We start from the raw sequence: 13,411 nt of genomic DNA, 5'->3' as shown, positions 1-13,411 counted from the left end.
GGGCGCTCTCCGATCCGGGGCTCATTCCCTCGTGGTCGAGCACTCCTCGGGCACGGGGTCACCCGCGAACCTCGCCGCGGTCCACTCGATGAGCTCGTCGAGCAGCGGCGACGGGCGCTCGACGACGGCCGCATGCTCGTACCCGTCGTAGATCCGGTAGTCGACGACCTGACCGGCCCGGCACATCCGATCGACGTACGCGGTCTGCGTCGCGACGGGGATGACGCTGTCGGCCCCGCCGTGGGCGATGAGCAGCGGCGCATTCTGCCGGAGCGGTGCCGCGTTGTCGCGCAGGTGGACGCCCAGCGGACCGGATGCCGGGGGTGTCGAGAACAGGCGAGGATCGCCGCTCATGCCGAGCGCCGCCGCGACCGAGACGACGATCGACGGGTCGGACAGGCAGCGCTCGGACATCTGCCGGAGCACCGTGTCGGCGCCCGGCCGCACGTAGTCGTCGTACGAGACGTCGTCGTAGATCGACGAGAACGACGCGAAAGCATACGAGGCGAAGATGCTGCCGCCCGTGACGCTCGAGATGTTCTGCACGAGCGCGGGCGGGTCACTGGCCGGCGCCAGCGCCGCGACCCCCTGCACGTACAGCTCGGGCGCGTACTCGCGCGCCATCGCCCCCGCCCACAGCGCGGCGCCGCCACCCTGCGAGTGCCCCCAGATGACCGTGCGGACGCCGAGGTCGGCATCCTGCAGTTCGCGGGCGGCGCGCACCGCGTCGAGCGACGCCGTCGCGCTGGGAGGACCGATGAGGTACGGATGCGGGCCCTCGGTGCCCAGCCCGATGTAGTCCGTCGCCACGACGGCCCACCCTTGCCGGATGATCGTCGGCAGGTTGTAGAGCGCGCCCGACCAGAGCCCGCGCGGCTGCAGCGACGGTGCGCAGTGCTCGGAGTAGCCGGTCGTGCCGTGGTTCCAGTCGATGATCGGCCACTGCCCGTCGCCCTCCTTCGGGACGACGACGACACCGCTCGCGACCCGGACCTCGCCGTCGACGCCGGTGGTCGTGTAGAGGATGCGCCAGGCCGTCGCCGACACCGGGATGCCGTTCGTGAACGGCTCGGCACGGATGAGGCGCCCCGGCTCCCCCGGCATGTCGCGAGGGGCCGCGTAGAAGTCGTCGACGACGGTCGATCCTTCGCGGAGCGGCACGGTGACGAGCGCGGTCGTGACGGCGAGCGCGACGGAGACGAGGGCCGTGACCGTGCGCCCCCAGCGGCGCAGGCGCTGCGGCTGGTGGCGGAGCTCCCGCTCGGTGTCGCGGCGACGGCGCACCCGCGTCCACAGGTCGGCGACCCCGCTCATGATGAGGCGCGCGCCGAAGACGACCGCCACCACGAGCAGGGTGATGTCGGGCCAGAACAACGCGAGGACGCCGAAGATGACGCCCGAGACCGAGAAGGCGGCATCCGCGATGCGCGCATCGATCGTGCGCCCCTTCGCGAAGACCGCGATCACGCCGAGCGCGCCCGCGACGAGCAGCAGGATGCCGACGAGGGTCGCCACGACGCGCACGGTCAGCCCCGGGGTCAGCAGGACGACGAGCCCGCCGACGAGCCACGCGCCGCCCGTCAGCGTGCGCCAGCGAGGACGCACCCCCTCCGTGTCGCGGCCGGTCAGCTCGATGACCCCCGTGAGGACCATGCCGCCGCCGATCAGCCAGGCGAGGACGCCGAGCGCCGTCGTCGGCCGGATGACGATGACCACGCCGAGCACGACCGCCGAGGCCGCGACGACCAGGCGCACCCACTCGGGCAGGCGCGCGTAGAAGCGTCCGAGCGCGAGGCGCTGCAGCAGCCGCATCCGGTCCCTCCTCCGTGCGTCGGCGTCGATCCTCCACGTTAACCGCGTGGGCCGGATGCGCCCGAGTGCTCGACAGCGAGCGCATCGACGTGAGATGGCGCCCGCTACAGTGAGCGCCATGGGACGGGCCGGGACGACACGCGCCGGCGTGCGCGACGTCGCCGCGCGGGCGGGGGTGTCGACGCAGACCGTGTCGCGCGTCATCAACGACAGCCCGAACCTGCGCCCCGAGACCCGGGCCCGCGTCGAGGCCGCGATGGCCGAGCTCGGCTATCGCGTCAACAACGCCGCCCGAGCGCTCGGCACCTCGACGACCCGCACCGTCGGCGTCGTCGCCTCGGACGCGACCCTGTGGGGCCCCGGCGCCGGCATCGCCGCGCTCGACGCGGCGGCCCGCGAGGCGGACCGCTGGTTGGCGACGGCCTACGCGGATGCCGCGGACCCGGCATCCGTCACCGATGCCGCCCAGCGCCTGCTGTCGCAAGGGGTCGACGCGCTGATCGTCGTCGCCGCGCACACCGCGACGCTGCCCGCGCTGCGCGAGGTGGCGGGCGGGACCCCGCTCGCCGCGCTGCACACCGGTGCGGGCGCCGAGCGGCAGCGCGCCGGCGCGGCGCTCGCGATCGAGCACCTCGTCGCGCTCGGCCACCGCCGCATCGCGCTACTGGCGGGACCGGCGGACTGGCTCGAGGCGACGGCCCGCGACGAGGGTGCCGAGGCGGCGCTGGCGACCGCCGGCATCCGTCCCGCGGCGATGTGGCGCGGGGACTGGAGCGCGGCAACGGGCGCGGCTCTCGCGGGCGAGGTGGCCGAGGCGGTGCGCCGCGAGGACGGGCCGACGGCGGTCGCGGCGGCGAACGACCAGATGGCGCTCGGGCTCATCGCGGGCCTCGTCGCCGAAGGGCTGCGGGTGCCGCAGGACGTCTCGGTCACCGGCTTCGACGACAACGCGGATGCCGCCTTCTACACGCCCGCGCTCACCACGGTGCACGTCGACACGGCCGGCGAGGCACGGCGCGTGGTCGCCGAGGCGCTGGGCCTGCCGGCCACGGCGGAGGTCGCCGAACCGGTGCTCGTCGCGCGCGCGTCGACCGCCGCGCCGCGCGGCTGAGGCCGGCGGGGGTCGGGGCTAGGGCTGGGGCTCGGGGTCGGGGCTCGGGGTCGGGGCTCGGGGTCGGGGCTCGGGGTCGGGCTCGGCCCGCAACAACCGCGGAGATTCGGCCGCCATCTGCCCGCCGGGGGCGATCCGATGCGGCTGCGTGAGTTTTCTCCGCGGTTGGTGCCGGACCGGCGGGGAGAACCCGTCATCCGAGCGTGGCGGAATCGGGATGTTACCGATAACATCGAGCGCATGACCGATCTCGATGAGGCGATCGCCGCCGTCCGCGCGGACGTCGCCGCCCTCCACGCCGAACTCGTCCGCTACGGCCTCGTCATCTGGACCGGGGGCAACGTCTCGGGGCGCGTCCCCGGCGCGGACCTGTTCGTCATCAAGCCGTCCGGCGTCTCGTACGACGACCTCGCGCCCGAGAACATGATCCTCTGCGACCTCGACGGCAACGTCGTGCCCGGCAGCCCCGGCAGCGACCGCTCGCCCTCGAGCGACACCGCCGCGCACGCCTACGTCTACCGCAACATGCCCGAGGTCGGCGGTGTCGTGCACACGCACTCCCCCTACGCCGTGGCCTGGGCCGCGCGCGGCGAGGAGATCCCCTGCGTCATCACCGGCATGGCCGACGAGTTCGGCGGCCCGATCCCGGTCGGACCGTTCGCGATCATCGGCGACGACTCGATCGGCCGCGGCATCGTCGAGACACTGAAGGGCCACCGCTCGCGCGCCGTCCTGATGCAGAACCACGGACCGTTCACGATCGGCGTCAGCGCGAAGGATGCCGTGAAGGCCGCCGTCATGTGCGAGGACGCCGCCCGCACCGTGCACTTCGCCCGGCAGGGCGGCGAGCTGATCCCGATCCCGCAGGACAAGATCGACGCCCTCTACAACCGCTACCAGAACGTGTACGGCCAGAGCTCGGACGACCGCCGATGAGCGCCGCATCCGTCATCTCCTCCGGTGGCGCGGCCTTGGGCATCGAGCTCGGCTCGACCCGCATCAAGGCGTGCCTCGTCGATGCGAGCGACCCGACCACCGTGCTCGCCGTCGGCAGCCACGAGTGGGAGAACGCGCTCGAGGACGGCGTCTGGACCTACGCCGAGGATGCGATCTGGTCGGGCCTGCAGGCCGCCTACGCCGATCTCGTCGCCGACGTCCGCCGCCAGGGCGCCGAGCTGACCGACCTCGCCGGCATCGGCGTCTCGGCGATGATGCACGGCTACCTCGCCTTCGACGAGGACGGCACCCTGCTCGTGCCGTTCCGCACGTGGCGCAACACCTCGACCGGCGCCGCCGCAGCGGAGCTGACCGAGCTGCTGGGCGTCAACATCCCGCTGCGCTGGTCGATCGCCCACCTGCATCAGGCGATCCTCGACGATGAGGCGCACCTCGCCTCGCTCGCGAAGATCAACACCCTCGCCGGCTGGGTGCACGAGAAGCTCACCGGCCGCTTCGCGCTGGGTGTCGGCGACGCGTCGGGCATGTTCCCGATCGGCACCGACGGGCAGTACGACCGCGACCGCGTCGCCGCGTACGACGCGCACGCCGCCGCGTTCCTCGCCGGCCGCAGCCTCACGGACCTGCTGCCCGAGGTGCTCCCCGCGGGAGCGGATGCCGGGACCCTCACCGCCGCCGGCGCCGCCCTGCTCGACCCGACCGGCACGCTCCGGCCCGGCGCGGTCGCCGCGCCCGCCGAGGGCGACGCCGGCACCGGCATGGTCGCGACCAACGCGGTCTCGCCGCGCACGGGTAACGTCAGCGCCGGGACGAGCATCTTCGCGATGGTGGTCCTCGAGCGCCCGCTCGCGCGCGTCCACACCGAGATCGACCTCGTCACGACACCCGCGGGCGACCCGGTCGCGATGGTGCACTGCAACAACGGCGCGAGCGAGCTGGCGTCGTTCGCGTCGCTGTTCGCGCGGTTCGCCGTGGCATCCGGTCAGTCGCTGACGACGGATGCCGTCTACGAGACGCTCCTGCGCGAAGCGCTGACCGGCGCCCCGGATGCCGGTGGGGTCCTCGCGTACAACCACCTGAGCGGCGAGCCGATCGCCGGACTCGACGAGGGCCGCCCGCTGGTCGTGCGCACGCCCGACGCGGAGTTCTCGCTCGCCAACGTCATGCGCGCGCAGGTCTACGGCGTGTTCGCGACGCTCGCGATCGGCATGCAGACGCTCGCCGAGGAGGGTGTCGCGCTCGACCAGATGTTCGCGCACGGCGGCGTCTTCCGGACGGCCGGCGTCGCGCAGCGGTTCCTCGCCGGGGCGCTCGACGCGCCCGTCACGGTCGGCGACACGGCGGCCGAGGGCGGCGCGTGGGGCATGGCCGTGCTCGCCGCGTTCGCCGCCGCGAAGACCGGCTCCGACCTGTCGACGTACCTCACCGACCACGTGTTCGCGGGGGCGGCATCCGTCACCGCCGAGCCCGACCCGGCCGACGTCGCCGGGTTCGCCGATTACCTCACCCGATACCGCGCCGGACTCGCCGCCGAGGCCGCGGCCATCACCGCGCTGCCGCTGCGCGGCATCCGCTCATCGAACGAAGGAACAGCATGACCCTCTCCACCAGCCTCGAGCAGTACACCGTCTGGTTCGTCACCGGCAGCCAGAACCTCTACGGCGAGGAGACGCTGCGCCAGGTCGCCGAGCAGTCGCAGGCCGTCGCCGAGGGCCTCGCCGGCCTCCCGGTCAAGGTCGAATGGAAGCCCGTCCTGAAGGACTCGGACTCGATCAAGCGCCTCGCCCTCGACGCGAACGCCGACGACTCGGTCATCGGCGTCATCGCGTGGATGCACACGTTCAGCCCCGCGAAGATGTGGATCTCGGGCCTCGATGCGCTCCGCAAGCCGCTGCTGCACCTGCACACGCAGGCGAACGTCGAGCTGCCGTGGGCCGACATCGACTTCGACTTCATGAACCTCAACCAGGCCGCGCACGGCGACCGCGAGTTCGGGTACATCCAGACGCGTCTCGGCGTGCCGCGCAAGACCGTCGTCGGCCACGTCTCGAACCCCGTCGTCGTGCAGCAGATCGAGGACTGGCAGCGCGCCGCCGCCGGCTGGCAGGCCGTCAAGACCCTCAAGCTCGCCCGCTTCGGCGACAACATGCGCTACGTCGCCGTCACCGAAGGCGACAAGACCGAGGCCGAGCTGCAGTTCGGCGTGCAGGTCAACACGTGGGGCGTGAACGAGTTGGCGGATGCGGTGGCCCAGGCATCCGAGGCGCAGATCGACGCCCTCGTCGAGGAGTACGTCGCCTCGTACGACGTGGCCGACGAGCTGCTGCCGGGCGCGGAGCGGCACCAGTCGCTGCGCGACGGCGCCGCGATCGAGATCGGGCTGCGCTCGTTCCTCGAGGCGGGGGGCTTCGGCGCGTTCACGACGTCGTTCGAGGACCTCGGCGCGCTGACGCAGCTGCCCGGTCTCGCCGTGCAGCGCCTCATGGCCGAGGGCTACGGCTTCGGCGCCGAGGGCGACTGGAAGACCGCGATCCTCGTGCGCGTCGCGAACGTCATGGGCTCGGGCCTGCCCGGCGGGGCGAGCCTCATGGAGGACTACACCTACGACCTGGTGCCCGGCAACGAGCGCATCCTCGGCGCGCACATGCTCGAGGTGTCGCCGTCGCTGACGACCTCGAAGCCGCGCCTCGAAGTGCACGAGCTGGGCATCGGCGGCAAGGCCGACCCCGTGCGCCTGGTGTTCACGGCGGACGCCGGACCCGCCCTCGTCGTGGCGATGAGCGACATGCGCGACCGGTTCCGCCTCGTCGCGAACGTCGTCGAGAACGTCGACGCGCCCGACCTGCCGAAGCTCCCGGTCGGCCGCGCCGTGTGGAAGCCGTCGCCGGACTTCGCGACCTCGGCCTCGTGCTGGCTCGCGGCGGGCGCCGCGCACCACACCGTCATGACGACGGCCGTGGGCATCGAGGTCTTCCGCGACTTCGCCGAGATCGCCGGCACCGAACTGCTCGTCATCGACGAGGACACGACGGTGCGCGGCTTCCAGAAGGAGCTCCGCTGGAACCAGGCGTACTACCGCCTCGCCCGCGGGCTGTAACCCGCACGCGACGAACGCCCCGGTGCCGTCGGGCGCCGGGGCGTTTCGCGTGTCGTGGGGGACGGTTGGGTGACAGGTGTCACGGGATGCGGCCGCCGCCCGGCGTCGCGTGCCGGCGCGCGGCATCCAGCAGCCGGTCGGCGTAAGCGATCCAGTCCTCGCGGGACTACTCCCGCCGTCCCTGCTCCGCCTCGGCTGCCATGCGTGTGCCCCGCTCAGGCGCTCCGTGTCGCGAGGCGGCGCCCGGCTTCGGCCAGCCAGCGCGCCGGATCGGCCATCGACGCGGCCGCGCCACCGGCGAGGTCGGTGAGCGAGATCGTGTGCGCGAAACCGGCGGTGTCGGCGTCGGCGGCGATCCGCCCGGCGACGACCGCGACGGGCACCCCGTGCGCCGCCGCGAGCCCCTGCACGAACGCGGGCACCTTGCCGGCGGCGGACTGCCCGTCGAACGCGCCCTCCCCCGTGACGACGAGGGATGCCGCGGCCACCGCACCCGCCAGGTCCACGAGGTCGGCGATGCGCTGCGCGCCGGGCACGAGCTCGGCACCCCACGCGGCGAGCGCGAACCCGGTGCCGCCCGCGGCCCCCGTTCCCGGCAGGAGCGGGTCGGCGGCCGGCACGCGCCGGGCGATGCAGGCTGCGTACCGCTCGAGCACGCCGTCGACGACCTCGACGTCGGCGGCGGTCAGCCCCTTCTGCGGTCCGAACACCGCCGCGGCGCCTGCGGGCCCGGTCAGCGGGTTCGTCACGTCGCTGAGCACGGTCACACCTCCCGCCGGCGGGGTCCGCAGGCGCGAGAAGTCGATCGCCGACACGGCAGCGAGCCCGCGCGCGCCGGCGGGGACGTCGCGCCCGTCGGCGTCGACCATGCGCGCGCCGAGAGCGCGCAGCATCCCGCTCCCCCCGTCGGTCGAGGCGGACGAGCCGATGCCGAGGACGAGCCGCTCGACGCCCGCGTCGAGGGCGGCGGCGATCGCCTGCCCGAACCCGGTCGTGTCCGCATCCCACGGCAGGCGGTCCTCGCCGAGGAGTTCGATGCCGCTCGTCGAGGCGAGCTCGACGACACCCGTGCCGTCGGGCAGCAGCAGCCACGCCGCGTCGACGAGCGTGCCGCGCGGGCCGCGCACGCGCACCGGGCGGCGCTGCGCTCCGGGCACGGCGGCGGCGAAGGCGTCGAGGGTCCCCTCTCCCCCGTCGGCCATGGGGCGCAGCACGATCTCGGCCGCGGGATCGACCTCGCGCCACCCGTCCGCGAGGGCAGCGGATGCCGCGGCGGCGGGCAGCGAGCCCTTGAGACTGTCGAGGGCGACGACGACGCTCATGCGCGCGGCGGGGTGCTCTCGCGCAGCAGCACGTCGAGTCGCAGGTCGTCGGGATGCGGCTCCCACTCGGCGTCGGTCGCGGCGCGGAACGCCTGGTAGCCGACCTCTTCGAGGGGCACGTGCACCGTGGTGAGGGCGGGGGTCACGTCGCGTCCCGTCGGGATGTCGTCGAACCCTGCGAGGGCGATGTCGGCGCCCGCCGTGCGTCCCGCCGCGCGGATCGCGGTCAGGGCGCCGATCGCCACGACGTCGCTGATGCCGAACACGACCGTGCCGGTCTCGACGCCGTCCGCGAGCGCCCGGGTCATCGCCTCGTCACCCGCTTCGCGCGTGAAGCCGCCGCGGTAGACGCGGGGTTCCTCGCCCCCGGCCGACGTGAAGCCGGCGCGGAAGCCGTCGAGGCGCGAATCGCTCGTGGCCGTGCCCTCTTCGGCCGCCAGGACGACGGCCCGGCGGTAGCCGCGGTCGACGAGCGCCCGCCCGAGGGCCTCGGCGCCCGCGCGGTTGTCGAGGATGAGCGAACGCACGCCGCCGGCCCCCGGACCGAGGGCGACGACCTGGCCGCCCATCGCGCCGAGCAGGTCCAGTTCGCGGGTGAGCTCGGGCGCCGGGCCCGCCGAGGTCCGGGACGCGGCGAGGATGAGCCCGCGGGGCCGCTGCCCGCGGAGCGCCCGCACGAGCCGCACCTCGCGCTCGGGGTCGCGCTCGGTGATCGCGACCGTCACCACGAGCCCGGCCTCGTCGGCACCGCGGGCGACGCCCGAGGCGATGAGCCCGAAGTAGGGGTCGGCGATGTCGGCGACGAGCAGGGCGAGGATCGCCGACGTCCCCCGCGCGGTGGCCTGCGCGGAGAGGTTCGCGGTGTAGCCCAGCCGCGCCGCGGCGGCCTCGACGCGCTCGCGATAGGAGTCCGCGACCTTGCGCGTCGAGCCGTTGAGGGCGCGCGACGCCGTGGCGAGCGAGACGCCCGCCTCGCGCGCGACGTCGTCGAGGGTCACCGCGCCCGAGGGCCCGGGCCGACGCAGGGTGCGGTCGGTCATGGTGCGAAGTCTACGGGCGGCCGTCGGCCTGCTCGGAGCGGCCCGTCGTCGACCGCTGAGAGACGGTGAGACGGATGCCGCGACTATCGTGGACGCGATGACCACGCCCGGCCCCGCGCCCGACCCGCGCGGCGAACTCCCGATCGACGGCGACATCGCCGGTGCCGCGCGGCCGGTTCACCTCGCGTGGTCGTCGATCCTGCTCGTGCTCGTCGGCGGGACCGTCGGCACGGCGGCCCGCGAGGGACTGTCGCTCGCGATCCCCTCGGTCGGCGGCATCCCCGTCGCGATCCTCGCGATCAACATCGTCGGCGCACTCTTCCTCGGCGCACTCCTCGAGACCCTCGCGCGACGCGGGCCCGACCTCGGTCGCCGCCGCGCGCTGCGCCTGCTCCTCGGCACGGGATTCGCGGGCGGATTCACGACGTACAGTGCGCTCGCCGTCGACAGCGGCCTGCTGCTGACCGGTGGCGACCCGACTGCCGGCATCCTGTACGCGCTCGGCACCGTCGTCGTCGGCGCGCTCGCGACCGTCGCCGGCATCGCGCTCGGCGCGGCCCGGCACCGCAGGGCCGTGACCCGATGACGCCACTCCTGTTCCTCGCAGTGTCTCTCGCCGGCGGTGTCGGCGCGGCTCTGCGCCTCGTGGTCGACGGCGCCGTGAAGGCGCGTGTTCGCACGGCGCTCCCCGTCGGCACGCTCCTCATCAACGTGGCCGGCTCGCTCGTCCTCGGATTCGTGACCGAGCTCGCGCTGGCCGGCATCGTCGACGATGTGTGGCGACTCGTGATCGGCACGGGCCTGTGCGGCGGGTTCACGACGTTCAGTACGGCGAGCTTCGAGACGGTGCGCCTCGTGCAGGAGCGCCGGTACGCGCTCGGGGCGATGAACGCGGTCGGGATGCTGGTGCTCGCCGTCGCAGCGGGGCTTCTCGGCATCGCGCTCGGCCGACTCCTCATCGGCTGACGACCGCGATTCGCCTGAACGGCATAGGGAAAGCTCGCGCGGCATCGACCTGTACCCCGAGCCTAGGCGCGGTGTTGAATCGTGTCAACGGATGCCGGCATCCCCCCTCAGCCGCGCGGCACGAACCGCGGATATCCGAGCGGAACGCGGCCGAGGCAGCGCCGCACGCCGCCAGCTGCGCCAAAACTCCGCGATTGGTGCGGCGCGACGCCTCACCGACGTCCGGATCACGCAGGCGCGAGCGTTCCGGCGCCTCGCCCCTCTCGGCATCCCGCCCACAGCCCTGCGGCACGAACCGCGGAGATTCGCGGGGAAACCCGCTCGGATTCCGCCCGACACGCCGCGGACAGCGTCGATCTCCGCGGACAGTGCCGCGCGCCGAAGCTCAGCCCCGCCGCCCAACCCGCCGCAGGCCCGCCGCCCGACCCGCCGCAGGCCCCGCCGACGGCGACAGTGCCCCGCCGCGCGTCAGCCCCCGGTGGAGGCCCGGACGACGAGCTCGGGGCGGAAGCGGATGCGCTGGGGCGGGGCATCCGGGTCCTCCAGGGCGGCGAACAGCGCGTCGACGGCGGCCGCGCCGATCTCGCGCGCGGGCTGGCGGATCGAGCTGAGCGGCACGACCGTCGACTGGGCGAAGTCGATGTCGTCGTAGCCGATGAGGGCGAGGTCCTCGGGCACGCGCAGCGATCCGAGGATGCCGGCCCCCTGCAGTACCCCGACGGCCACCAGGTCGTTGGCGCAGAACACGCCGTCGGGCCGGTCGACCCCGGCGCGGTGGGCGAGCTCCTCGCCGACGAGCCGCCCCGCGAGCACCGTGAGCTCGTCGGTCGGAGCGACCTCGAGCGTGGCGTCCGGCACCTCGGCGAGCGCGCGTCGGGCACCGTCGAGGCGGTCCGCCACCTGGCGGACGGATGCCGGGCCCCCGGCGAACAGGATGCGGCGGCGCCCCTGCTGCAACAGGTGCTGCACGGCCAGGTATCCGCCTTCGACGTCGTCGACGGCCACCGAGGGCAGGTCGCCGTCGGCCTCGGCGTCGAGGAGCACGACGGGCACCCCGGCGGTCTCGAGCATCGCGGCGCGCGTCTCGTCGAGCGCGATCGGGGTCAGCAGCACGCCGTTGACGCGCTGCTCGCGGAACAGGTCCAGGTACGTGTTCTCGCGGGCGGCATCCTGTCCGCTGCTGCCGAAGAGGACGATCACCCCGTGCTCGGCGGCGCGTTCCTCGGCGCCGCGGGCGACCTCGGCGAAGAACGGGTTGGCCGAGTCCAGCACGACCAGCCCGATCGTGCGGCTACGGCCGGCGCGCAGCTGCCGGGCGGCGTCGTTGCGGACGAAGCCGAGCTCCGAGATCGCGGCGTGCACGCGTTCGACGGTCGCCGGGGCGACCTTCGCCGGACGGTTGAGGACGTTCGAGACGGTCCCCACCGAGACGCCCGCGGTGCGAGCGACGTCCTTCACACTGACTGCCACGTGACCTGCCTTGACGGATGCTTCGGACCCACGTTACTGTTCTGATTCTTGAATCGTTTCATAGAACGCTTCCGCGATCAACGACCCGCGCTCACGAAGGAGTGACATGCCCCGCGTCGCCTTCCAGCTGCAGATCGACCCCGCACTGATCGACGAGTACGTCGCCCGCCACACCCCGGTGCGGCCCGAGATGCTCGCCGAGATCGCCGCCGCGGGTCGTCGCAACTACTCGCTCTTCCTCGGCGACGGCGGTCGCCTGTTCGGCTACTACGAGGTCGACGACGACACGGCCGCCCAGGCCTACCTCGCCGCCTCGCCCGTCGCCGCCCGGTGGGAGGCCGAGATGAGCCGCTTCTTCGTCGGCCTCGAGGGCCGCCCCGATCAGGCGGCGACCCCGCTCGTCGAAGTCTTCAACCTGCACGACCAGTTGACGGCCGCCGTCGACGCCCCTTCAGAAAGCGATCCGTCATGACCACGCTCTCCCCCGAGATCCTCACCCAGCTCGAAGGCCAGGGCATCGAGCTGCCCAGCTGGGCGTTCGGCAACTCCGGCACGCGGTTCCGCGTGTTCGCGACGGCCGGCACCCCGCGCGACCCGTTCGAGAAGATCGCGGATGCCGCCGAGGTCAACCGCTACACCGCGCTCGCTCCGAGCGTCGCGCTGCACATCCCGTGGGACAAGGTCGACGACTACGCGGCCCTCCGCCGCCACGCGGAGGATCTCGGCGTGCAGCTGGGCACCATCAACTCGAACACGTTCCAGGACGAGGACTACAAGTTCGGCGCCCTCACCCACCACGACGAGGCCATCCGCCGCAAGGCGATCGACCACCATCTCGAGTGCATCGACATCATGCACCAGACGGGGTCGCGCGACCTCAAGATCTGGCTCGCCGAGGGCTCGAACTACCCGGGCCAGAACGACATGCGCGGCCGTCAGGACCGCCTGCAGGACTCGCTGCAGCAGATCTACGCGCGCCTCGGCGACGACCAGCGCCTCGTGCTTGAGTACAAGTTCTTCGAGCCGTCGTTCTACCACACCGACGTCCCGGACTGGGGCACTTCGTACGCGCAGGTGGCCGCGCTCGGCGACCGCGCCATGGTCTGCCTCGACACCGGCCACCACGCCCCCGGCACGAACATCGAGTTCATCGTCATGCAGCTGCTGCGCCTCGGAAAGCTCGGCTCGTTCGACTTCAACTCGCGCTTCTACGCCGACGACGACCTCATCGTGGGCGCCGCCGATCCGTTCCAGCTGTTCCGCATCCTCGTCGAGGTCGTGCGCGGCGGCGGGCTGAACAACCCCGACGTCGCCTTCATGCTCGACCAGTGCCACAACATCGAGGACAAGATCCCCGGCCAGATCCGCTCGGTGCTCAACGTCCAGGAGATGACGGCCCGCGCCCTCCTCGTCGACCGCGCCGCGCTCGACGCCGCGCAGCAGGCCAACGACGTCCTCGGAGCCAACGGCATCCTCATGGACGCCTTCTACACGGACGTGCGTCCGGCGCTGGCCGAGTGGCGAGCCTCGCGCGGACTTCCCGCCGACCCGATGGCCGCGTACGCGGCATCCGGTCACCTGCAGAAGATCGCCGCCGAGCGCGTCGGCGGCACGCAGGCCGGCTGGGGTGCATGAT

The 13,411-nt window shown here is 73.2% G+C and carries 12 protein-coding genes; 8 read left to right on the top strand and 4 right to left on the bottom strand.

Going from position 1 to position 13,411, the window contains the following annotated elements; translation table 11 throughout:
• Positions 1-21 precede the first annotated feature (21 nt).
• On the bottom strand, positions 22-1,812 hold the full coding sequence (locus tag ACPEH2_RS13300; protein WP_359920349.1) for a lipase family protein: 1,791 nt from the start codon (positions 1,810-1,812) through the stop codon (positions 22-24).
• Between the two features lie 118 nt (positions 1,813-1,930).
• Here ACPEH2_RS13300 and ACPEH2_RS13295 point away from each other — a divergent pair, with 118 nt between their 5' ends.
• The 4 genes from ACPEH2_RS13295 to araA all read left to right on the top strand — a co-directional run bounded on the left by ACPEH2_RS13295 (position 1,931) and on the right by araA (position 6,977).
• Positions 1,931-2,923, top strand: coding sequence for a LacI family DNA-binding transcriptional regulator (locus ACPEH2_RS13295; RefSeq protein WP_359920352.1), 993 nt, complete (start codon positions 1,931-1,933; stop codon positions 2,921-2,923).
• 240 nt (positions 2,924-3,163) lie between these two features.
• Positions 3,164-3,859 carry an L-ribulose-5-phosphate 4-epimerase gene (locus ACPEH2_RS13290; protein ID WP_064002525.1) on the top strand — a complete coding sequence of 232 codons (696 nt, stop codon included), beginning with the start codon at positions 3,164-3,166 and terminating at the stop codon, positions 3,857-3,859.
• On the top strand, positions 3,856-5,478 hold the full coding sequence (locus tag ACPEH2_RS13285; protein WP_359920355.1) for a xylulokinase: 1,623 nt from the start codon (positions 3,856-3,858) through the stop codon (positions 5,476-5,478). The genes ACPEH2_RS13290 and ACPEH2_RS13285 overlap by 4 nt, the downstream gene beginning before the upstream one ends.
• Positions 5,475-6,977 (top strand): L-arabinose isomerase, encoded by a 1,503-nt coding sequence (gene araA / locus ACPEH2_RS13280; protein ID WP_359920358.1) that lies wholly within the window; start codon positions 5,475-5,477, stop codon positions 6,975-6,977. Before ACPEH2_RS13285 ends, araA begins: the two co-directional genes overlap by 4 nt.
• A 215-nt stretch (positions 6,978-7,192) precedes the next feature.
• On the opposite strand, the gene ACPEH2_RS13275 is transcribed toward araA, so the two are convergent.
• Together ACPEH2_RS13275 and ACPEH2_RS13270 are read right to left on the bottom strand one after the other, a co-directional pair.
• Positions 7,193-8,299, bottom strand: a complete 1,107-nt coding sequence (locus tag ACPEH2_RS13275; protein ID WP_359920361.1) for a glycerate kinase — start codon at positions 8,297-8,299, stop codon at positions 7,193-7,195.
• Positions 8,296-9,339, bottom strand: coding sequence for a LacI family DNA-binding transcriptional regulator (locus ACPEH2_RS13270; RefSeq protein ID WP_359920363.1), 1,044 nt, complete (start codon positions 9,337-9,339; stop codon positions 8,296-8,298). The genes ACPEH2_RS13275 and ACPEH2_RS13270 overlap by 4 nt, the downstream gene beginning before the upstream one ends.
• Before the next feature lie 97 nt (positions 9,340-9,436).
• Between ACPEH2_RS13270 and ACPEH2_RS13265 the strand changes: the two genes are divergently transcribed.
• Positions 9,437-9,925 (top strand): fluoride efflux transporter FluC, encoded by a 489-nt coding sequence (locus ACPEH2_RS13265; RefSeq protein ID WP_359920366.1) that lies wholly within the window; start codon positions 9,437-9,439, stop codon positions 9,923-9,925.
• Positions 9,922-10,305, top strand: a complete 384-nt coding sequence (gene crcB, locus ACPEH2_RS13260) for a fluoride efflux transporter CrcB (RefSeq protein WP_359920369.1) — start codon at positions 9,922-9,924, stop codon at positions 10,303-10,305. The genes ACPEH2_RS13265 and crcB overlap by 4 nt, the downstream gene beginning before the upstream one ends.
• A gap of 468 nt (positions 10,306-10,773) precedes the next feature.
• Here the strand turns inward: crcB and ACPEH2_RS13255 are convergent, their stop codons facing one another.
• On the bottom strand, positions 10,774-11,775 hold the full coding sequence (locus tag ACPEH2_RS13255; protein WP_359920372.1) for a LacI family DNA-binding transcriptional regulator: 1,002 nt from the start codon (positions 11,773-11,775) through the stop codon (positions 10,774-10,776).
• A gap of 106 nt (positions 11,776-11,881) precedes the next feature.
• On the opposite strand from ACPEH2_RS13255, the gene ACPEH2_RS13250 reads away from it, so the two are divergent.
• A complete protein-coding gene (locus ACPEH2_RS13250) occupies positions 11,882-12,247 on the top strand; it encodes an L-rhamnose mutarotase (RefSeq protein ID WP_359920375.1) in 366 nt (121 codons plus the stop codon).
• A complete protein-coding gene (gene rhaI / locus ACPEH2_RS13245) occupies positions 12,244-13,410 on the top strand; it encodes an L-rhamnose isomerase (protein WP_359920378.1) in 1,167 nt (388 codons plus the stop codon). The genes ACPEH2_RS13250 and rhaI overlap by 4 nt, the downstream gene beginning before the upstream one ends.
• The last annotated feature ends 1 nt before the right edge of the window (position 13,411 follow it).

It is taken from the genome of Microbacterium sp. NPDC064942, from assembly GCF_049545525.1.
Classification (GTDB): domain Bacteria; phylum Actinomycetota; class Actinomycetes; order Actinomycetales; family Microbacteriaceae; genus Microbacterium; species Microbacterium gawkjiense.
This window is presented reverse-complemented; position numbering and strand designations above follow the sequence as displayed.